The following is a 19,699-nucleotide window of genomic DNA, read 5'->3' on the forward strand; positions in this document are numbered from 1 at the left end:
GCCACGCCTGGTCCACGCTGATGCGCACGCCAGACCAGATCGCCACCATCACGCGCCGCTCCTGGGCACAGGTCAAACTCTGAGGCGGTTGGTATTACAGCTCGCCACCCGCCTGAACGCCACGCCGCGCAAGTGCCTGGACTACCGAACGCCCCAGGAGGCGTTCCTGACCGCCCTCACCTCCCCTGCACCAGGTAGCGCTCCATGACCAAGTCACCGTCGCACTTCGATTGGAAACCGCCGGCTGGCGGGCCGGCGAGGGCGCGCACGGCGTCGAGGACGGGATCGGGAATCTCGATCGAGCCCTCGGCCAGGCATGCGGCGCGCAGGGCCGCGGAGCGGTCGAAGGGCATGCGCACTACGGGGCCGCCCTCCACGGGCCGCGTGGCGCGGATGAGGTCGGCATAGGCCGAGACCTTACCCTTGAAGAGGTCGAGCGGCCCCAGCAGGTCCGGCCTGAAGGCGATGATGAGGAATCCGAAATCGGTGAGATGGTCCGGCATCGCAGGCGACCCGGCCATCATGCCGAGGATCTGCACGACGATCCCGAGGCCGCTGCCGCGATGGCCGCCCCAGGCCGCGAAGGCCCCGCCGAGCGCGGCCACGGGATCGGTGGTCGGGCGACCCTCCGCATCGAAGGCCGTTCCTTCCGGCAGCGCCTGCCCCAGCCGGCGGGCCATGACGGCCTGAGCGTGGATGATGTCGGAGATGCCGATGTCCCAGATCGCCGGCCCGGCCTCGCCGGGAAAGCCGAAGCAGATCGGGTTGGTGCCGAAGCGCGGCTCCGTGCCGCCGGCCGGCGCGACCCAGGGCGTGGCGTTGGAGGCGATCATCACCGCGAGGTCGGCGGACGCCGCCATCTCCGCGTAGAAGGACAGCATCCCGGTGTACCAGGTGTTGTTGGCGCCCACGATGGCGATGCCGCTCGCCCCGGCCTTGCCGATCGCGACCCGCGTCGCCTCATGGGCGACGAGGTAGCCGACATTGTCGCCGCCATCGATCCGCGCCGAGACCGGCGTTTCCGAGACCACGGCGATCGGGCGGCCCTGATAGGGCCGGTCGGCGAAGCGCTCCGCGATGCTCAGCACCCGCGCGAGCCCCGCATAGCCGAGGCCGCGCAGCTCGCAGTCCAGCAGGTGCTCGGCCACGCGCGCCGCGTCCTGGTCGGGCAGGCCCAGGCCGCGCAGCCCCCGCACGGCGAGGTGCCGCGCCTCCTCGATCCCGATCCTCATGCCGCTTCCTCCAGGGGGTCAGTACATGACCATGCCGCCATCGGCGACGAGGGTGGCGCCGTGCACGTAGGACGCCTCCGGCGAGAGCAGCCAGGCGATGGCGGGCGCGATCTCCTCCGGTGTGCCGAGGCGGCCGAAGGAGGTCATGCCCTCGATCCGCGCGCGGATGGCCGGGTCGCCCAGCGGGCCGGCGGCGAAGGGCGTGTCGATCATGCCGGGGGCGATGGTGTTCACCGCGATCCCCCGTGGCCCGAGCACGCGCGCCGCGTTCTTCGTCATCGCGAGCACCGCGCCCTTGCTGGTGGCATAGGCGACGGTGCCCGCCAGCCCGCCGCCGCGCAGGCCGGCGACGCTGGCCACGGTGCAGATGCGCGCGCCGGGCTCCATCATCGCCGCCGCCTCCCGCAGGCAGAGGAAGGTGCCGATGACGTTCACGTCGTGCACGCGCCGGAACATGGCCACCGTGGTGTCGTCGAAGGTCGTGGTCTCGTAGATGCCGGCGCAGGTCGCCAGCGCGTCGAGGCCACCGAACGCGGCGCGCACCTCCCCGAAGGCGCGCACCACCGCCTCCTCCTCCGCGACGTCCACGGCGATGGCGGGATGGCCGTCCCCGGCCACGCGCCGAGCCGCGGGCAGGTCGCGGTCGAGGCAGGCCACCTGATGGCCCCGCCCGATGAGGAGGCGCGCGGTGGCAGCGCCGATGCCGCTGCCCGCGCCGGTGATGGCGATCCGCATGTCCGCGCGCTCCCGGGCCGGCGTCAGCGCTTGAGCCAGAAGAGCTCGGCCGTGGCCGAGTCCCGGGGGTAGACCGTCACCGGCCGGTTGTTCTGCCACTGCACCACGACGGGCGGCGCGTTCTCGCGCAGGCCGGTCGCATCGAACTTCACGCGGCGGCCGGGGTAGTAGAGCGCCGCGCCCTCGGTGATGTCGATGCTGCGAAGGGCCTCCGCCACGGCCCGCCGGTCGGCGCGGCCAGCCTTCTGCAAGGCGTCCCGCATGATCCAGATGTCGCCATAGGTCGCGATGCTGTTCTGGCCCATCCAGGGCTCGCCGGAGGCGCGCTTGAACTCCTCGATCATCGCTTCCTGGCCCTTGGCGTCCCAGTTGCCGACCACGGTGATGAAGCCTTCCAGCTGTGCCGGGCGGATGTTCTGGAGGAGGTCGGACTGCGCCATGGCGATGCCGGCGCCGATGGTCGGCACCCGGCCGCGGCCGAGGCCGAACTCGTTCATCTTCTCGACGAGCAGCTTCACATCCGAGATGACGGTGATCGGCATCACCATCATGTCCGGCCGCGCGGTGCGAACCTTCTGGATGAGCTGCGTCGCATCCGAGAGGGGCGGGGTGAAGGTCTCGTCCATCACGATCCGCAGGCCGAAGCCCGCCGCCCCGTCCCGCACGGGCTGGACGAAGGAGAGCGAGGAGGCGGTGTTGTCCGTCAGGATCGCGACCGTCTCCGGCCGCTTCCCCGTGGCCTGCTGGGCGAGGTCGAGCATGATGGGCAGCGCGCCCTTCGCCTGGTCGCCCGCGCGCGCGGAGGTCTGGAAGACGTAGCGGAAGCCGCGCGAGGTGATGAGGTCGGAGTAGCTCAGCGTGAGCATGGGCAGCTCGGCGCGCTCGGTCACCTCGGTCGCCGAGAGGGTGAAGGATGAGAGATAGGCGCCGGAGCAGGCGACGAGGTCCGGGTGGTCGGCCACCATGCGCTGCGCGGCGTTCTTCGCCTTCTCCGTGGAATCGCCGGCGTCGAAGAGCAGCAGCTCCAGCTTCGCGCCGCCGAGCGCGGGGACGCCTCCCTGCTCGTTGACGTGGCGGACGCCGAGCTCCGCGCCCATCCGCATGAGCTGGCCGAAGCGGGCGTATAGGCCCGAGAGCGGCACGAGCAGCCCTACCTTGACCGTCCCGCCTGCGGGAGCCTGCGCGCGCGCCGGGCCGAGGCCCGCCGCCGTCCCGGCCAGCGTCGCCGCACCGGCCAGCAGCGCCCGCCGGCCGGGCGCGACCATCTTCCTGATATCGTCCATGCTTCGTCCCTCCATCCTGGCGCCGGTTCTCCGGCTGCCCGTTCGATCACATCCCGAGATAGGCCTGGCGCACGCGGTCGTCCCGCCGGAGCGTCTCCTGCGGGCCTTCGAGCGCGATCCGCCCGGCCTCCAGCACGTAGCCGCGATCGGCGGAGTCCAGCGCCTCGGCCACCCGCTGCTCCACGAGCAGGATCGTCAGCCCGGCCTGCCGGCGGATCTCCGCCAGGCGCTCGAAGATGAACTCCGCCACGGCGGGCGCGAGGCCCATGGAGGGCTCGTCCAGCATCAGCAGGTGCGGGGAGGAGGCGAGGCCGCGCCCCACCGCCACCATCTGCTGCTGCCCGCCCGAGAGCGTTCCGGCGAGCTGGTTGCGGCGCTCCTTCAGGATCGGGAACCAGTCCAGCACCCGGGCCAGGTTCTCCGCCCAGTCGCGCCGCCCGGCCGCCGTGGTGGCGCCCATCTCCAGGTTCTCCATGACGGTCAGCGAGGGGAAGAGCTGCCGGCCCTCCGGGACATGGGCGATGCCGAGATGGGGGCGCCGCGCGGCCGGCACCGAGGACAGGTCCTCGCCCCGGAAGCGGATGCGTCCTGTGCGCGCCGCCACCGTGCCGGAGATGGTCTTGAACAGGGTCGTCTTGCCGGCGCCGTTCGGGCCCACCACGGCCACGAACTCGCCCTCCTGCACGCGGAGGCTCACGCCCTTCAGCACCGGGGCGCCGCCATAGCCGGCATGCAGATCATCAAGCTCCAGCATGGGCGCTCCACTTGCTGCCGAGATAGGCCTCGATGACGGCGCGGTTGCCGGTGACCTCCTCCGGCAGCCCTTCAGCCAGGACGGCGCCGTGGTCGAGGACGACGAAGCGATCCACCAGGCGCACCATGGCGTGGAGCGTGTGCTCGATGATCACCACCGTGGTGCCCTCCGCGGCGATGCCGCGGATCACGGGCAGGAGCTGGTCCACCTCCGCCCCGCCCAGGCCGGCGAAGGTCTCGTCCAGCAGCAGCAGGCGGGGCTGCCCGGCCAGGGCGCGGGCGAGTTCCATCAGCCGGAGATCGAGGTTGCTCAGCGTTCCCGCCCGCGCGTCGGCCATGGTTTCCAGCCCGACGCGCCGCATGGCCCCCCGCGCCAACTCGCGCGCCTCGTCGATGCTCCCGGCGTGGACCTGCGCGCCGCTCATGACGTTGTCGGCCACCGACATGCGCGCGAAGGGCCGCACGACCTGGAAGGTGCGCCCCACGCCGAGGCGCGCGAGCCGGTTCGGCGGCAGGTTCGTGACGTCCTGCCCGTTCAGCAGCACGCGCCCCGCATCGGGGCGTACGAAACCGTTGAGCAGGTTGAACAGGGTGGTCTTCCCCGCGCCGTTGGGCCCGATCACGCCGAGGATCTCGCCCTGCCGGACGGAGAAGGTGACGTCCCGCACCGCCTTCACCCCGCCGAAGGCGCGCGAGATTCCCTCGGCCCGCAGGATGAGCGGTGCGTCCTCCGCGGGCGCGACCCGTGCCGGACCCCCGGAGGGGGAGGGCTGCCGCGGCGCCGGGGCGTCCTCGGGCTGCGGCGCCTGCCTGCCGCGCAGGAGGTCGTGCGCCTTCCAGTAGAGGCCTTCTGGCGCCAGGAGGATGACGGCGATGATGGCGGTGCCGAACACGACGCCCTGGATGCCCGGCAGCACCGCGCCGAACTGCGCGTGCAGCGTCTCGCCGAGCGGGATCAGGACGAGGGCGCCGATCACCGGGCCCCAGACCGTGCCGACGCCGCCGAACATGGCGACCGTCAGCGCCTGGGCGGAGATCAGCATGCCGAACACCGCCTCCGGCGTGACCACCAGCAGGATCACCGCGTGGAAGCCGCCGATGGCGCCGGCCAGCGCGCCGCTGAGGGTGATGGTGAGGAGCTTGAGGCGGCGGGAGTCGATGCCGAGCGCCTCGGCCGCGGCCTCGTTCTGCTTGATCGCCATCAGCGCCATGCCGTAGCGCGACCGCTCGACCAGGCGCATCGCGACCATCGTGACGAGGAGCAGGGCGAGGGCGAGATAGATGTAGACCCGGTGGTCGGCGAACTGCATGAAGGCCCAGCCGCGCTCCCGCACCAGGGGCAGCGACACTTCCTGGTAGCCGAGCCAGAGGAAGACGTTCAGCAGGGCCAGCGGATAGGCCAGCATCGCGAGGGCGAAGTAGTGCCCGCGGAGCCGGAAGGTGGGCAGGCCGATCAGCAGGCCCGACAGCCCGCCCACCAGCCCGGCGACGGGGATGCCGAGCCATGGCGTCAGCCCGAGCTTCACGAAGAGCAGCGCGACCGTGTAGGCGCCGAGGCCGAAGAAGGCCGCGTGGCCGAAGGAGATCAGCCCCGTCATCCCCGACAGGAGGTTCCAGGACAGGCCGAAGATCGCCCAGATCGGCACGAGCGTGAGGGTGAGCTGGTGGTAGGAGTTGGTGACGAAGAGCCCGAGCAGCGCGTAGGCCGCACAGAAGGCGAGGATGGGCCAGATCATGCGTCCGGGTGAGAGCGGGCGGAACACGGCGCTCAGGTCCTTTCCGACACGCGGCCGAGCAGCCCCTGCGGCCGCAGGAAGACCACCAGGAGGAAGACGACGAAGATGGCGGTGTTCTGCAGCTGCGTCGGCAGCAGCAGCGCGGAGCACTGCTGGATCACGCCGATCAGCAGCCCGCCCCAGAAGGCGCCGACCGTGGAGCCGAGCCCGCCCAGCACCACGCCAGCATACATGATGATGACGTATTCGAGCCCGACATAGGGCGTGAACGGGTAGCTGGAGGCGAGCAGCCCGCCCGCCACCGCGGTTATGGCGATGCCGAGCCCGAAGGTGATGCGGTGCGCGCGGTCCACGTCGATGCCCATGTAGAGGGCGGCCTGGACGTTGTCGGCCGCGGCGCGCAGGGACTTGCCCAGCCGGGAGCGCGTGATGACGAGCACGAGCAGGGCCACGAGCGCCACGGCGATCGCCGCGCCCCAGGCACGCGCCTGGTTGACGAAGACGACGACGTCGCCGCCCGCGAGGTCGATCTCCCAGGCTTCCGACGAGATGTCGCTCGGAATGGAGACGGGGACGCTGCCGAAGAGGATCTGCCCGCCGCTCTGTAGGATGAGGGACAGGCCGAGGGTCAGGATGAGCTGGGCGTAATGCCCCTCGCCCTCCAGCGCGCCCACCCGCGTTCCGGTCACGCGCGAGACGAGCAGGCGCTGCGCGAGATAGCCGAGGAGGAAAAGCACCGGCGCGGCCAGCAGGGCCGCGATGAAGGGCCCCGCCGCCGAGCCGAAGACCGCGCCGAGGCCGAGCAGCGCGAAGAGGTGGAAGGCGACGTACATCCCGGCCATCATGAAGTCGCCATGGGCGAAGTTGATGACGCGCATGACGCCGAAGATGAGGCTCAGCCCGACGCACATCAGCCCGTAATGCGCGCCGAGCAGCAGCCCCGCATTCAGGGCCTGCAGGAAACCTTCGATCCCGGCGTTCATGCCACCTCCTCCGCTGCGGCGAACAGTTCCCCGATCGCACCCACATCCGCGGCCTCCGGCAGCCCGTCCACGAAGTCGAGGATGCCTTGTGCCGCCTTCGCACCCAGGGCATCGGTCGCCGCCCGTTCGCAGCGCGCGCGCACCTCGCCGGGCGTCGCCGCGACGACGTCGTCCAGCCTTCCGGCCAGGGTCCGGCCGTCCAGCAGCAATTCGATGGCCGCGCCCTGACGGGCCGGGAAAGCGGCCGTCAGCGCCTCGTCCTCCTTCAGCGAGGTGAGGCCGATCAGGCGCGCGACATCGGGGCTGACCGGGAGGGTGTAGTTCGCCTCCTCGATCACGCCACGGCAGAGGGTGGCGGCCACGCCGAAGGGGATGCTCATCTTCGCCTGGAGCAACCGGTCGAAGGGGCCGGTGCTGTCGCAGCCGGGATAGCGGGCGGCGGCACGGGGCACGCGGATGCGGACGCCGCGCAGTTCCTCCGCCCGCACGGCGTGCTCCCGCGAGAGGCGGAGCGCGACCTGGCACGCCGTCTGCGCGAAATTGCAGGCCGGGACAGGCTTGTTGTAGACGGCCAGGATCTCCGGGCGACCGCCGAAGAACGAGACCCGCGGCCGCGTCCCATCCCGGCGCATCGCCGCGAAAAGGCCCGCCGGCCCGTCCAGTGCGGTCTCCGACGCCTCGGCGCCGAACTCCGCGAGCTGGGCCGCCGTGACGGCGTTCCGCGCGGCGAAGCCCGGATGGAAGAACATCTCGTTCCCTCCGACCGCCGGCCACTCGTTCAGGCCACCTGTCGCATTCGCGGCGAGGGCGATCGCGCTGGTGGCGCGGGCGGGATCGAGCCCCAGAAGCCGGGCCGCGCCGGCGGCAGCCCCGATCGGCCCCGTGATGCCCGTCGGGCGGAAGAGGCGTGCGAGCTCGGTGGTGAACAGGGCGGCGCCGATCCGCGCCCCGACCTCGTAGCCCGCGACGACTGCCGCGACGAAGGTGCCGCCGTCCACCCGGCGCGTCTGCGCGAGGGAGAGAAGGGCCGGGATGACGACCACGCCGAGATGGCTGATGGAGGCCGCGTGCATGTCCTCCCGCACCAGCCCGTGGGCGAGAGCGGCGTTGGCGAAGGCAGCATCCCCCGGCGTCGTGCGACGCGAGGCCCCGATGATCCGGACGCCCCCTGGAGAGGGGCTCGCGATCCGCACGGCCTGGTCGCCCCAGGGAAGGTGCCGCGATTCCAGCGCCGCGCCGATCACGTCGAGGAGGCAGGTCTGCACCTTGCTGACGACCGCGTCCTCCTGCCGGCCCTGCGCGAGGGCGGCCTCGGCGGCCTGCCGGGCAAGGGGGCGAGCCTCGTCACGGTCCGCGACTGCCTCAAGCCTCCGGCCCGAAGCGGGCGCCGCATCCGAGGGGAGGCGCGCGCTCATCTGGGGCGGCCGAAGCCGCGCGACGGCGGGCAAGCCGCATCGTGTCTGGTCACGAACGTCTCCTCACGCCCTCTCGCCGGGCTTTTGCCGATGGTTGAGGAGAAGGTGCGGTGAAGTCAAGGATGACATATTGTCAGACAAAACTTCCTGGTCTTCGGCGAGCAGCGGCGGGTGTTCGGATAACTTCCACTGCTTCGAACCGGGATTGTCGGCGTCTCGCTGGAGATGATGGGGGTGAACCGGGACCGGTTCCTGGCGGCACCTGAAGCAGTGCCAGCAGATGGCCGTCATCGGGCTGAAATGGGCCGTCCTCGCGATAGAGGCGCTGTTCAGCACCTGAGAACCTTCCAGCCGGTAATTGCAAACGCATCGCATTTGAAGATAACATCGGGCAGCGCGGCGCCCCTGGTAGAGGGGGCCATTCGGGCCTCTCTCCCGGGTGCCGGCTGCGCTCCACCCCATTGGATGGCGGGTTGCCGTTGCCTTCAGGTGATTTGCAGAGTGCGAGCGGGGCGCAGCCGCGCCCGACCGGTGAGGTTGCTGGCCTGGAAGGTCCGCCCCTCGCCGCCCTGCATCCAGCGCTCCTCCAGCGCTTCGGGGACCTCAACCTCGGCCTGCGCGATGCGGCTCCCGGGCGGTGCAGCCTGTCGGATCTCATCGTCCACCCCGGTGCCTGCCTCGGTGCCTTCCTGGACATGGAAGCGGAGGCCCATCCGGGCATGGACCGGAAGGCGGGCGCGGCCTTCTTCCTCAGCCATCTCGCCCTGGCGCTCCTCCATCCCGTCGCTGCCATGGCCGCCCTGCACGGGGTCGTTCCCCTGCTGCACGGCAATGGGGCCGCGCTGCGGGCCGAGTTCCATGACTGGCAGCATGCCGGGCGTTCCGGGCGCGCCGTGCGGCTGCATCTCCTCGTCGATCCGGGTTGCCGCACCACTGCGCCGGAGGGGGAGGAAGCGCTGCGCCTCGCGATCCACGACCTCGCGATCGCGCTCCTCTCGCCCGTGATCCCCGCGCTGCACCGGGCGAGCGGCCTCTCGGCGGGCGCGCTGTGGCGCATCGTCGCCGACATGGCGTGCCTCGCATTCCTGCGCGTGGGCGAGGTGCTGGGGGAGGACGAGGCGCAGCGGGGCAGGGCGATCGGTGTCACGCGCCGGCCCGGCTCGCCGCTCAACAACGGGCGCTCGGGCTTCCTGCACGTCGCCCTTCATGCTCCCGAGACGGCCCGCCTCATCGCCGAGCGCTGGTTCCTCCAGCGCGGCGGCTGCTGCCGCTACTACACCTTCAGCGACGGGCAGAAATGCCCGACCTGCGTGCTGCGCCCGGAGGCGGAGCAGCGCGCGATCCTGGCCGAGCACCTGGCCGCGCTGCACGCCCCGGGGTGAGGCCGGGCTCGGAGCCCGGCCCCGGTGGCGCCCCGCGCCAGTGGCGGGGCGGCCGGGCTCACCAGCGGTAGGAGATGCTGCCGAGCACGTTCAGGCGGTTGCCGTAGAAGCAACCCGTGTCGCCGGAGCAGCGGCTGACATAGCGCGTGTCCGCGAGATTGCTGCCGTGCACGGCGAGGGTGAGGCCCTTGAGGCTGGGCGCGAGCTTCTCCAGCTCGTAGCGGATCGTGGCGTCGAACAGCGTGGTGGAGGGCACCACATTGGGGGCAGAGTTCGCCGTGGTCGTGTTGCCGAGGTAGCGAACGCCCGCGCCCAGCGTCAGCCCCGAGAGCGGGCCGCTGGCGTGGACGAAGCTGTACTCGCCGTAGAGCCCGGCATTGTGGCGCGCCACGCCCGCCGGGCGGTTCCCTACCTCGCCCGCCGTGTTGCTCCGGGTGATCTCGGGGTCGAGCAAGGTGTAGGAACCGACGAGGCTGACGCCGTTGCCCAGCTCCGCCACCGCCTCCAGCTCCAGCCCGCGCACGCGCACCTCGCCGACGGCCACTTGGTTGATGGGGCTCAGCGGATCGGGGGTGAGGGTGTTCTTCTGCGTCAGGTGAAAGGCGCTGGCCTGCACGAAGCTGCGCATCCCCGGCGGCTGGAACTTCAGCCCGGCCTCGTACTGCTCGCCTTCCAGCGGGTCCCAGGCGAAGCCGCGGCCGTCCGTGCCGATCTGCGGCTGGAAGGAGCGGGCGTAGGAGGCGTAGGGGGCGAGGCCGTTGTCGAAAAGGTAGAGCGCGCCCGCGCGCCAGGTGAAGGCGCTGTCGTTCTGGTAGCGGCGGGCGCCCCCGGCGTCGCGGTCGTCCACGTCGGAGAGGGCCCAGTCCTGCCGGATGCCGGCGAGCAGCACCAGGCGGTCTAGGCGGATTTGGTCCTGGAGGTAGAGGCCGTACTGGCTGTTCACCTGCCGCACGTTGTCATAGGGCGTGGTCAGCGCCGGGACCGGGCTGCCGTAGACGGGCTGGAACACGTCCAGCCCCGAGGCGAGGGCGAAGTACTGCGCGTTGCGGTAGTTCACCTGGCTGTAGTCGAAGCCGCCCAGCACCGTGTGGCTGGCGGGCCCGGTGCGGAAATCCGCGCGGAGCTGGTTGTCCACCTGGAAGGTCGCGACGTCGATGTCGGCGCGGTAGGCGAAGCGGTTCAGCGTGCGCTGATCGGCCTGCAGGCCGCCGCCATAGACCTGCCTCCAGGCGATGTCCGTATGGGCGTAGCGCAGGTTCTGCTGGAAGGAGAAGACCTTGTCGAAGCGGTGGCTGAACTCGTAGCCGAGCCCGTACTGCGTACGGTCGAAGCGGTCGTAGTCCTTCTCCCCGGTGAAGAGGTCGCGGCTGATGCGGCCGAAGGGCGTGCGGCGCACCGTGGCGTCGTAGGGGAGGAACTGGTTCCCCGAGGTTCGGTCCGCCTGGTAGTAGCCGAGCACCGTCACCGAGGTGTTCGCATCCGGGCGCCAGGTGAGGGCGGGGGCGATGAAGGCGCGGTCGTCATGCACCTCCGACACGGCCGTCTGGCTCGCCCGCCCGAGGCCGGTGAGGCTGTAGGACCACACGCCGTCCGCCGTGAGCGGCCCGCTGGAGGTGCCCTGGACCTGCGTGCGCCCGTAGCTGCCCGCGGTCAGCCGCACCTCGCCCTGCGGCGTCTCGGTCGGGCGGCGCTGCACCATGTTCACCAGCCCGCCCGGCGCGATCTGGCCGTAGAGGACGGAGGTCGGGCCGCGCAGCACCTCGTAGCGCTCGAGGCCGTAGGTCTCGAACATGCTGCCGGCATAGCCGGTGTTGTAGCGCAGGCCGTTGAGGAAAATGCCGTTGTCCTGCGCGTTGAAGCCGCGGATCTGGAACCAATCGGTGCGGCTGTCCGTGCCGTAGTTCTCGCCGCGCACGCCCGCGGTGTAGCGCAGCGCCTCGCCCAGCGTCTGCGCCTGGCGCGCGTCGATCTGGTCGCGGGGGACGACGGAGATGGATTGCGGGTTCTCGACCAGGGGCGTGTCGGTCTTGGTGCCGCTGATCTCCTGGCGCGCGACGAAGCCGCGCACGGGATCGAGCGCGCGCTCGGCATTCCCGGTGACATCGACCTCCGGCACCGCGACTGCCTCGCCCGCCGGCTGGGACAGGGCGGGGGAGGGGAGGGCCGTGGCGCTCAGCAGGAGCATGGCGAGGCGGGCGGGGTGCCGGGCGGCGGGGCGCATGAAGGTCTCCAGGGGCAGGGTCACGGGCGGACCATCGATGCTGGGGGCCTTTACGGTAAGTGATAATCAGTCGCAATATGCGGTGCCGTGCTGCCGGATGCCACGGATCGCCAGGGACTAACTTATGACAATTCTGCCACAGGGCTCCTGGCCCGACCGCGACGCCGGAGGGGCAGGGCAGCCAGTGTCCCTGGGCAGCCAAGCCGAGCCCCGGCCCGTGCCGCTCTCCGTGCCGTCGCCGCCCGCCACGCCGAATGCCACGGCCCCTGTCGCGCCATCCGGGCCGCCCTCGCGTCGCGCGCTCCTGAGCGGGCTGGCCGGGCTCGGTGCCGGTTTCCTCTCTGTCGCCCGGAACGCGGCGGCTCAGGGAGGACCCAAGGCCTCCTGGCCCCGGGAGGTCACGGACCTGCTGGGCCGCCGGGTGACGATCGCCTCGCCCCCGCGCGCGGTGCTGCTCGGGGAGGGATTCCAGCTCCTCAATCTCGCCCTCATCCACCCCGATCCGCCCTCCATCCTGGCCGGGACGGGAGGGGACCTGCGCAGCGTCGATCCCATGGGGGATGCCGCTCTCCGCCTCCGTTTCCCCGGGCTGGCGCGCGTGCCCGAGATCACCGCCGGCGTCGGCCAGGGCTTCTCGGTGGAGCGCGCGCTCGGCCTCCGCCCGGACCTCGTCGTGCTCAGCGCCTGGCAGAACGCGTCGGAGGAGACGCGGCGCAACGTGCAGGTCCTGGCCGCCGCAGGGGTGCCGGTGATCTTCATCGACACCTTCATCAACCCGCTGGCCAACACGCTCCCCACCTTGCGCCTCCTGGGCGAGGCCCTCGGGCGCGAGGAGGCGGCCGGGGCCTATATCCGCTTCTACGAGGAGCGGCTGGCCCTCATCCGCGCGCGCGTGGCCGCCGCACCGCCCGGGCCGGGGGTGCTGATGCAGGCCTTTCCCGTGCGCTGGCCCTGCTGCTGGGTGGAGGGACCGGGGCGCAGCACGGGCGAGCTGCTCAACCTGCTCGGCGCCCGCAACGTCGCGCGCGATGCCCTGCCCGGCCCGGGCGGTGGGCAGGTCGGGATGGAGCAGGTCCTGCTGATGCAGCCCGAGGTCTATATCGGCACCGGCCTGTACCGTCCCGGGGAGAGGCTGGGCATCGCCCTCGGCACCGGCGCCCCGGCCGAGGAGGCGCGCCGGAGCCTCGCCGAGGCGCTGAAGGCCCCCGAGCTGGCCTACCTGCCCGCCGTGCGGTCCGGCCGGGCGCACGGGCTGTGGAACCCGTTCAACGGCGCGGCCATCAACATCGTCGCGCTGGAGGCCATGGCGCGCTGGGTCCGGCCGGAGCTCTTCCCGGAGCTCGACCCCGCCGCAACGCTGGACGAGATCAACCGGCGCTTCTCCGCCCTCCCTTTCGAGGGCACCTACTGGGTGAGCGCCGACCCCTCGCGCGACCGTCCGGGCGGCTAGGGCCGGATCACGCCGAGGCCCCGCGAGAGCGGGGCCGATCCGCAAGGGCATACCCGGGTGCGGATAGGCGGAGGTGCAACATGCCTGTAATAAAACTGTCGTGCAGTTGTTCCGGGAGGGAATGCGTCACATGCTGTTCCGCGTCGTCCAGGCCGCCGCCTTCGCGGCGGTGCTCCTTGCCCTTCCCGCAGAGTCGCGCGCGCAGGGCTCGCTGAACCTCTACTGCTCCGTGCAGGTCGAGTGGTGCCAGGCGGCCGCGAATGCGTTCCAGCGGGAGACGGGAATCCGCGTTTCCGTCTCGCAGAAGGGCTCGGGCGAGGTGCTCGCGCAGATCCGTGCCGAGGCGCAGAACCCCCGCGGCGACCTCTGGTTCGGCGGTACGGGCGACCCGCATCTGCAGGCGGCGGAGGAGAACCTCTCGGCCGAGTACCGGCCGGCTGTGCTCGACGAGCTGCATGACTGGGCGCAGAAGCAGGCGCGGGACAGCCGCTACCGCACCGTGGGCATCTATGCCGGCGCGCTGGGCTTCGGCTTCAACACGGAGCTGCTGGCCCGCCGCGGCATCGCGCCGCCCGCCTGCTGGCGGGACCTGCTGGAGCCGCGCTTCCGCAACGAGATCCAGATGGCCAACCCGCAATCCTCCGGCACGGCCTATGTGATGATCGCGACCATCGTGCAGATCATGGGCGAGGAGCCGGCCTTCGACTACCTCAAGGCGCTGCACCGCAACATCAACGCCTATCCCCGCCAGGGAACGGGACCGATCAAGTCGGTCGCGCGCGGCGAGACGGGCGTGTCCATCTCCTTCGTGCACGACGCGGTGACCGAGCGGCTCGGCGGCTTCCCCGTGGGCAGCGCCGTTCCCTGCGAGGGCTCGGGCTACGAGGTGGGCTCCATGTCGATCATCCGCGGCGCGCGGAACCTGCGGAACGCGCAGCGCTTCTACGACTGGGCGCTGACGCCCGCGGCGCAGGGGCTGGGGGCCGAGGCGAAGCAGTTCCAGACGCCGTCGAACCGCGCCACGCCGCTGCCGCCCGAGGCGCCGCAGATGTCGCAGATCCGCCTCATCGACTACGACTTCGCGAAGTACGGCGCCTCGGCGGAGCGGCGCCGGCTGATCGAGCGGTGGGACCGCGAGGTGAACACGCTGCCGCGCTGACCCCGCCATGCGCGCCGCCGGCTTCTGGAGCAGCCTGGCCGCCCTCGCGGCGGCGCTGCTTCTTCCCTGGTACCTGACGCAGGACGGGATCGCCGCAGCGCCGCTCGCCGGCCTGTCCTGGCTGTCCGACCCCGACTTCGCCCCGGCCGCGGGGCAGGTGCTGGCGCAGGGGCGCTGGTGGCTGCTGCCGGCGCTGCTGGCGCCCGCCCTGGGCCTGGTGGCGGCGCTGCTGCCCCTGCCGCGCGCGGCGCGGGCCGGGCTGTTCCTGCTCGCCGGCGGGGCGGGGCTGCTGCTGCTCCTGGCGCAGGGCTACGCGATCGGCGTGCAGGGATGGTCGGCGCCCTGGATGGAAGGACTGTTCGGCCCGATGGAGGACCGGCAGTTCGGCATCGGCTGGGGCGGGGCTGTGGTGCCCGCCGCGCTGGCGGTGCTGCTGGCGGCCGGGCTGGCCGGGCGCGGCGCCTTCCGTGGAGACGCCTTCACCGCGGCGGTAGCGGTGGTGGTCGCGGGCTCGATCGGGTTGTTCACGGCGCTGCCGCTGGCCCTGCTGCTGGTGGACGCGTTCCGCGACGCCTCCGGCGCGCTGGCGGGCGGCGCGGTGATCGGGCGGCTCGCGGATGCCCGGCTCTGGAGCCTCGGCTGCCTCGCGGGCGCGCCGCGCTGCGGGGTGGTGTGGAACACGCTGCTGCTGGGCGTGCTGGTGGGGGCGGGGACGACGGCGCTCGGCCTCGCCTTCGCGCTGCTGGTGGTGCGCGGGCGGCTGCGGCTGGCGCGCCCGCTGCGCTGGCTGACGGTGCTGCCCATCGTCACGCCGCCCTTCATCCTCGGCCTCGGGCTGATCCTCATTTTCGGGCGGTCCGGCCTCGTCTCCCTCGCCGCTTCCTCGCTCTTCGGGCTGGAGCTGGGGCGCTGGATCTACGGCCTGCCGGGCGTGCTGCTGGCACAGCTCTTCGCCTTCACGCCGATCGCCTTCCTCGTGCTCATCGGGGTGGTGGAGGGGCTGTCGCCGACGCTGGAGGAGGCCTCCTCCACCCTGCGCGCCGGGCCGGGCGAGACCTTCCGCCGGGTGACGCTGCCCCTGCTGGCACCCGGCATCGCGAACGCCTTCCTTCTCGGCTTCGTGGAGAGCATGGCGGATTTCGGCAACCCGATCGTGCTCGGCGGGCAGTTCGGCGTGCTGGCGACCGAGATCTTCTTCGCCGTGGTGGGTGCGCAGGCCGATGCGGGGCGGGCGGCCACCCTCTCCCTCGTGCTGCTGGTCCTCGCGCTCGGCGTCTTCGGCCTTCAGCGCCGGCTGACGGGGCGGAAGTCCTACGTCTCCATCGGCGGCAAGGGGGATGGCGGGCTGGCGCCGCCGCTCCCGGCGGGCGTGCGGCGGCTCTGCCTCGCCGTGGCGCTGCCCTGGGCGGTGCTGACGCTGGCGCTCTACGTGCTCGCCATTTCGGGCGGCTTCGTGGAGGTCTGGGGGCGCGACTACACGCCCACGCTGCGCCACATGATCAAGGCCTTCGAGATCAGCGGCGGGCAGCTCACGGGGCTGGCCTGGAACAGCGTGATCACCACCGTGACCCTCGCGGCCATCTCGGCGCCGGTCACGGCGGCGCTGGGAATCGTGTCGGCCTGGCTCTTCTCCCGCGCGCGCTTCGCCGGGCGCGGGGTGCTGGAATTCGCCACCATGCTCTCCTTCGCCGTGCCGGGCACGGTGATCGGGGTGGCCTATCTCCGCGCCTTCAACCTGCCGCCCCTGGAGCTGGCGGGGACGGGCGCGATCATCGTGGCCTGCTTCGTGTTCCGGAACCTGCCGGTGGGGCTGCGCTCCGGCATGGCGGCCATGGCGCAGATCGACCCCTCGCTGGACGAGGCCTCGCACACGCTCGGCGGGGGCGGGGGCGATGCGTTCCGCCGCATCGTGCTGCCGCTGCTGCGGCCGGCCATCGTGGCGGGGCTGGTCTATGCCTTCGTGCGAGCCATGACGACCATCTCCGCCGTCATCTTCCTCGTGACCGCCGATACGGAGCTGGCGACGGTGTTCATCGTGAACCGCGTCATCAACGGCGATTATGGGCTGGCCATCGCGGTCGCGGTGGTGCTGATCGCGCTGATGGTCCTGATGCTCGGGCTGGCGCAGCTGCTGGTCGGGCGGCGGCGGATCGGCCGCCGCGCCGCCGTGGCGCCGGCCGCGATCGGAAGAGGGGGAGCGGTGGCATGAGCCGCGCGGCGGAGGTGCGCTTCGAGCGCGTGTGGAAATGCTTCGGCGCGGGCGCCGTGGCGGTGCGGGACGTGTCCTTCACCGTGCCGGCGGGAACGCTGTGCACGCTGCTCGGTCCCTCCGGCTGCGGCAAGACGACAACGCTGCGCATGATCGCCGGGCTCGAATACCCGAGCGAGGGGCGCGTGCTGATCGGCGGGCGCGACGTCTCGGGCCTGCCGCCTGCCGAGCGCGACGTCTCCATGGTGTTCCAGTCCTACGCGCTTTTCCCGCACATGACGGTGCTGGAGAACGTGCTCTACGGCCTGACCGTCTCCCGCAGGCCGAGGCGCGAGGCCGAGGCCGCGGCGCGCGCGGCGCTGGAGGGCGTCGGGCTCGCGGGCTTCGAGGCGAGGCTTCCTTCCGAGTTGTCGGGCGGCCAGCAGCAGCGCGTGGCGGTGGCCCGCGCGCTGGTGCTGGAGCCCTCCGTGCTCCTGTTCGACGAGCCCCTCTCGAACCTCGACGCCCGGCTGCGGCGCAGGATGCGGGAGGAGATCCGCGACTTGCAGCAGCGGCTCGGCCTCACGGTGGTCTATGTCACCCATGACCAGGCGGAGGCGCTGGCGATCTCGGACAAGGTGATCGTCATGAACCGCGCCGTGATCGCGCAGGAAGGCTCCCCGCGGGAGCTGTACGACGCGCCGGTGAGCGAGTTCGTCGCGGGCTTCGTGGGCGAGGCGAATCTCCTCCCCGCCACGCTGCGCGGGCTGGACGAGCAGCGGGCGGAGGTTCTGCTGGGCGAGGCCCGCGTGGTGCTGCCGCGGCGCGGGCTGGCGGACGGGGCGGTGAGGCTGGCCCTGCGGCCCGAGGCGATCGCGCTGGTGCCGGCCGGGGAGCCGGGCGCGATGCTGCGCGGCACCGTTTCCAAGGCCGCCTACCTCGGCGGCGTCTTCGAGTACACCGTGGACACCTCCGCCGGCGAGCTGTTCGTGGTCGCACCGTCGGCCGGGGTCGCCCACCGGGCTGGGGACCAAGTTGGGCTGCGGTTCGGCACCCATGGCACCACCCTGCTGCCCGGCGACGGCGCGCTGGCCTGAACGAGCGGAGGGCGGCGGGGATCAGGCCTTCCCGGCCCTGGGCCTGCCCCCGCCGCCCCTTCGCTGTTCACGCCTGGTTAGGCAGGGGCTTGAGCAGCTTGCCCGGGTTCATGATGCCCAAGGGGTCGAGGGCGTTCTTCACCGCCCACATAAGGGCCAGCGCCTCGCCGTGCTCCTCGGCGGCGAGGTCGAGCTTGTGCATGCCGATGCCGTGCTCGCCCGAGCAGGTGCCGCCCATGCGGATGGCGCGCTCCCCCGTGCGGCGCGCGAGGCCATCGGCGCGCGCGCGCTGCTCCGGGTCGGTCGGGTCGAAGATGATGCCGAGATGGAAGTTCCCGTCCCCGACATGCCCGACGAGTGGCGCGAGCAGCCCGGTGGCGGCCACGTCCGCCTCCGTCTCCAGGATGCACTCCGCCAGCGCCGAGACCGGCACGCAGGCATCCGTGCCCATGACACTCTTGCCCGGGAGGTAGTGCAGGGTGGCGTAGTAGTTGTCGTGCCGCGCCTTCCAGAGGCGGGAGCGCTCCTCCGGCCGGTTGGCCCAGAGAAAGCCGCTGCCACCCATCTCCTCGCAGACCGCCCCCACCGCCTCGACCTGCTCGGCCACCGCGGCGGGGCCGCCCTGGAACTCGAGGAAGAGCGTAGGTAGCTCCGCCATCTCGTCCAGCTTCGAGTAGCGGATGCACATGCGCATCTGCAGCGCGTTGACAAACTCGATGCGCGCGACGGGAATGCCGGCCTGCAGCACGGCGACGGTGGCGCCGAGCGCCGCCCGGATGTCGGGGAACTGGCACACGGCCGCCGAGACGGCCTCGGGCAGGCCCTGCAGGCGGAGCTGCACCTCGGTGATGAGGCCGAGCGTTCCTTCCGAGCCGACATAGAGGCGCGTGAGGTCCAGCCCCGTGGAGGATTTCCGCGCGCGCGACCCCGTGCGGACGATGCGGCCGTCCGGCGTCACCACCGTCAGGCCGAGCACGTTCTCGCGCATCGTGCCGTAGCGCACGGCGGCGGTGCCGGAGGCGCGGGTGGCCGCCATGCCGCCGATGGAGGCGTCCGCGCCCGGGTCGATCGGGAAGAACATCCCGTGGGAGCGCAGCTCGGCATTCAGCCGCCGCCGCGTCACGCCCGCCTGCACGCGGCAGTCCAGCGCCTCCGGCGAGACCCCCAGCACGCGGTCCATGCGGGTGAGGTCGACGCAGAGCCCCCCGCGCAGCGCGGTGACATGCCCCTCCAGCGAGGTGCCCGTGCCGAAGGGGACGATCGGCACGCGCTGCGCGTGGCAGAGGCGGGCGATGGCGGCCACCTCCTCGTTGCTCCCGGGGAAGGCGACGGCGTCGGGCGGGAAGAGGTCCGGCACGCCCTCTCCGCGCCCGTGCTGTTCCCGCACGGCCTGGCCGGTGGAGAGGCGCTCGCCCAGCAGGTCGCGCAGCGCGGGGAGGATCGGCTCGATGGTGCCCAGGGCGGGCGGCAGCGCGTCAGGCATGCTGCGCCGCCTCCATCAATCCCCCGGACACGCGGCGACCGGCGCTGCGGAGGCTGGGGCGGCACGTGATGGCCCTGGCCGGGAAGGGCCGGCTATCGCTGCCGGGTTGATGGCGCATGAGCGTTTCCCCGTTCGATGTTGCTTGCGGGTGCGCGGGCGTGGAGCCGCCTCCCCAGCCTGAATAGCACCACCACGCCCGCTGACACTGCTCCCCCGGACATCACGGCGACCTCGGTGAGCGCGGGATCTCGCATGGACGGCGGGCGAGGTGGCGGGAAAGCCCTTCCGCCCGCTCCCTGCCGGCCGTGCGGTGATGGTTGCATCGGGCCGCCGGTTCGGGCACCACTGGCCCACCCGCTGATCCCGCGCGGGAGAGAGGGGCTGCCCTGGCCGCCCCCGCCGAAGGCGCAACCGGCCCCCGGAAACGCTCAGGCAGAAGGACCGCGCGGAGAAGGGGCCTCTGGAAAGCCCGTGTTCCGGCCGATCCGTCGGTGGGAGCATGGCACCGACGGAGTAAGGACGGCCCCGGCCATCCGAATCTCTCAGGTCACGGGACAGAGGGGGGCCACGACCTGAACCGGC

Annotated in this window: 15 protein-coding genes and 2 riboswitches; of the genes, 5 read left to right on the forward strand and 10 right to left on the reverse strand. The window is 72.0% G+C overall.

The features are described 5' to 3' along the window. Window positions 1-176 precede the first annotated feature (176 nt). The 8 genes from FHS87_RS00005 to FHS87_RS00040 all read right to left on the reverse strand — a co-directional run bounded on the left by FHS87_RS00005 (window position 177) and on the right by FHS87_RS00040 (window position 8,895). Complete coding sequence (locus tag FHS87_RS00005) at window positions 177-1,232, reverse strand: Ldh family oxidoreductase (RefSeq protein WP_184512555.1); 1,056 nt, start codon at window positions 1,230-1,232, stop codon at window positions 177-179. A gap of 18 nt (window positions 1,233-1,250) precedes the next feature. Then, window positions 1,251-1,967, reverse strand: coding sequence for an SDR family NAD(P)-dependent oxidoreductase (locus tag FHS87_RS00010; protein ID WP_184512557.1), 717 nt, complete (start codon window positions 1,965-1,967; stop codon window positions 1,251-1,253). A 23-nt stretch (window positions 1,968-1,990) separates the two neighbouring features. Next, on the reverse strand, window positions 1,991-3,250 hold the full coding sequence (locus tag FHS87_RS00015; RefSeq protein WP_184512559.1) for an ABC transporter substrate-binding protein: 1,260 nt from the start codon (window positions 3,248-3,250) through the stop codon (window positions 1,991-1,993). A gap of 46 nt (window positions 3,251-3,296) precedes the next feature. Beyond that, window positions 3,297-4,004, reverse strand: a complete 708-nt coding sequence (locus FHS87_RS00020; protein WP_184512561.1) for an ABC transporter ATP-binding protein — start codon at window positions 4,002-4,004, stop codon at window positions 3,297-3,299. Next, window positions 3,991-5,766 carry a branched-chain amino acid ABC transporter ATP-binding protein/permease gene (locus FHS87_RS00025; RefSeq protein WP_221299334.1) on the reverse strand — a complete coding sequence of 592 codons (1,776 nt, stop codon included), beginning with the start codon at window positions 5,764-5,766 and terminating at the stop codon, window positions 3,991-3,993. Before FHS87_RS00025 ends, FHS87_RS00020 begins: the two co-directional genes overlap by 14 nt. A 5-nt stretch (window positions 5,767-5,771) precedes the next feature. Continuing rightward, window positions 5,772-6,722 (reverse strand): branched-chain amino acid ABC transporter permease, encoded by a 951-nt coding sequence (locus FHS87_RS00030; protein ID WP_221299336.1) that lies wholly within the window; start codon window positions 6,720-6,722, stop codon window positions 5,772-5,774. Then, the gene (locus FHS87_RS00035; RefSeq protein WP_184512563.1) at window positions 6,719-8,137 is read right to left on the reverse strand and encodes an MmgE/PrpD family protein; all 1,419 of its coding nucleotides are present in this window, start codon (window positions 8,135-8,137) and stop codon (window positions 6,719-6,721) included. Before FHS87_RS00035 ends, FHS87_RS00030 begins: the two co-directional genes overlap by 4 nt. A gap of 485 nt (window positions 8,138-8,622) precedes the next feature. Further along, window positions 8,623-8,895 (reverse strand): hypothetical protein, encoded by a 273-nt coding sequence (locus tag FHS87_RS00040; protein ID WP_184512565.1) that lies wholly within the window; start codon window positions 8,893-8,895, stop codon window positions 8,623-8,625. Here FHS87_RS00040 and FHS87_RS00045 point away from each other — a divergent pair. Then, window positions 8,857-9,519 carry a ferric iron reductase gene (locus tag FHS87_RS00045; protein ID WP_184512567.1) on the forward strand — a complete coding sequence of 221 codons (663 nt, stop codon included), beginning with the start codon at window positions 8,857-8,859 and terminating at the stop codon, window positions 9,517-9,519. The two genes, FHS87_RS00040 and FHS87_RS00045, sit on opposite strands and share 39 nt — an antisense overlap. 58 nt (window positions 9,520-9,577) lie before the next feature. Here the strand turns inward: FHS87_RS00045 and FHS87_RS00050 are convergent, their stop codons facing one another. Next, window positions 9,578-11,764 (reverse strand): TonB-dependent siderophore receptor, encoded by a 2,187-nt coding sequence (locus tag FHS87_RS00050; RefSeq protein ID WP_312861821.1) that lies wholly within the window; start codon window positions 11,762-11,764, stop codon window positions 9,578-9,580. Between the two features lie 100 nt (window positions 11,765-11,864). On the opposite strand from FHS87_RS00050, the gene FHS87_RS00055 reads away from it, so the two are divergent. The 4 genes from FHS87_RS00055 to FHS87_RS00070 all read left to right on the forward strand — a co-directional run bounded on the left by FHS87_RS00055 (window position 11,865) and on the right by FHS87_RS00070 (window position 17,634). Further along, entirely contained in the window at window positions 11,865-13,190 is a 1,326-nt protein-coding gene (locus FHS87_RS00055) for an ABC transporter substrate-binding protein (RefSeq protein WP_184512569.1), read from the forward strand. Window positions 13,191-13,320: 130 nt separating this feature from the next. After that, the gene (locus tag FHS87_RS00060; RefSeq protein WP_246417701.1) at window positions 13,321-14,349 is read left to right on the forward strand and encodes an ABC transporter substrate-binding protein; all 1,029 of its coding nucleotides are present in this window, start codon (window positions 13,321-13,323) and stop codon (window positions 14,347-14,349) included. A gap of 7 nt (window positions 14,350-14,356) precedes the next feature. After that, window positions 14,357-16,558 carry an ABC transporter permease gene (locus tag FHS87_RS00065; protein WP_184512573.1) on the forward strand — a complete coding sequence of 734 codons (2,202 nt, stop codon included), beginning with the start codon at window positions 14,357-14,359 and terminating at the stop codon, window positions 16,556-16,558. Continuing rightward, window positions 16,555-17,634, forward strand: coding sequence for an ABC transporter ATP-binding protein (locus tag FHS87_RS00070; protein ID WP_184512575.1), 1,080 nt, complete (start codon window positions 16,555-16,557; stop codon window positions 17,632-17,634). Before FHS87_RS00065 ends, FHS87_RS00070 begins: the two co-directional genes overlap by 4 nt. A gap of 67 nt (window positions 17,635-17,701) precedes the next feature. Here FHS87_RS00070 and FHS87_RS00075 read toward each other — a convergent pair whose 3' ends face one another. After that, window positions 17,702-19,117, reverse strand: a complete 1,416-nt coding sequence (locus tag FHS87_RS00075; protein ID WP_184512577.1) for an FAD-binding oxidoreductase — start codon at window positions 19,115-19,117, stop codon at window positions 17,702-17,704. A 358-nt stretch (window positions 19,118-19,475) separates the two neighbouring features. Continuing rightward, window positions 19,476-19,571, forward strand: a riboswitch (glycine riboswitch). Window positions 19,572-19,574: 3 nt separating this feature from the next. After that, window positions 19,575-19,678, forward strand: a riboswitch (glycine riboswitch). Window positions 19,679-19,699: the final 21 nt, after the last annotated feature.

Origin of the sequence: Muricoccus pecuniae, assembly GCF_014199205.1 — a bacterium.
Classification (GTDB): domain Bacteria; phylum Pseudomonadota; class Alphaproteobacteria; order Acetobacterales; family Acetobacteraceae; genus Roseomonas; species Roseomonas pecuniae.

Excerpts from the sequence above, each read along its gene's own strand:
- FHS87_RS00040 (WP_184512565.1), bottom strand. The coding sequence starts at position 8,895 with ATGGCTGAGGAAGAAGGCCGCGCCCGCCTTCCGGTCCATGCCCGGATG.
- FHS87_RS00015 (WP_184512559.1), bottom strand. The coding sequence starts at position 3,250 with ATGGACGATATCAGGAAGATGGTCGCGCCCGGCCGGCGGGCGCTGCTG.
- FHS87_RS00020 (WP_184512561.1), bottom strand. The coding sequence starts at position 4,004 with ATGCTGGAGCTTGATGATCTGCATGCCGGCTATGGCGGCGCCCCGGTG.
- FHS87_RS00075 (WP_184512577.1), bottom strand. The coding sequence starts at position 19,117 with ATGCCTGACGCGCTGCCGCCCGCCCTGGGCACCATCGAGCCGATCCTC.
- FHS87_RS00010 (WP_184512557.1), bottom strand. The coding sequence starts at position 1,967 with ATGCGGATCGCCATCACCGGCGCGGGCAGCGGCATCGGCGCTGCCACC.
- FHS87_RS00070 (WP_184512575.1), top strand. The coding sequence starts at position 16,555 with ATGAGCCGCGCGGCGGAGGTGCGCTTCGAGCGCGTGTGGAAATGCTTC.
- FHS87_RS00030 (WP_221299336.1), bottom strand. The coding sequence starts at position 6,722 with ATGAACGCCGGGATCGAAGGTTTCCTGCAGGCCCTGAATGCGGGGCTG.
- FHS87_RS00035 (WP_184512563.1), bottom strand. The coding sequence starts at position 8,137 with ATGAGCGCGCGCCTCCCCTCGGATGCGGCGCCCGCTTCGGGCCGGAGG.
- FHS87_RS00055 (WP_184512569.1), top strand. The coding sequence starts at position 11,865 with ATGACAATTCTGCCACAGGGCTCCTGGCCCGACCGCGACGCCGGAGGG.
- FHS87_RS00045 (WP_184512567.1), top strand. The coding sequence starts at position 8,857 with ATGGACCGGAAGGCGGGCGCGGCCTTCTTCCTCAGCCATCTCGCCCTG.
- FHS87_RS00065 (WP_184512573.1), top strand. The coding sequence starts at position 14,357 with ATGCGCGCCGCCGGCTTCTGGAGCAGCCTGGCCGCCCTCGCGGCGGCG.
- FHS87_RS00060 (WP_246417701.1), top strand. The coding sequence starts at position 13,321 with ATGCTGTTCCGCGTCGTCCAGGCCGCCGCCTTCGCGGCGGTGCTCCTT.
- FHS87_RS00005 (WP_184512555.1), bottom strand. The coding sequence starts at position 1,232 with ATGAGGATCGGGATCGAGGAGGCGCGGCACCTCGCCGTGCGGGGGCTG.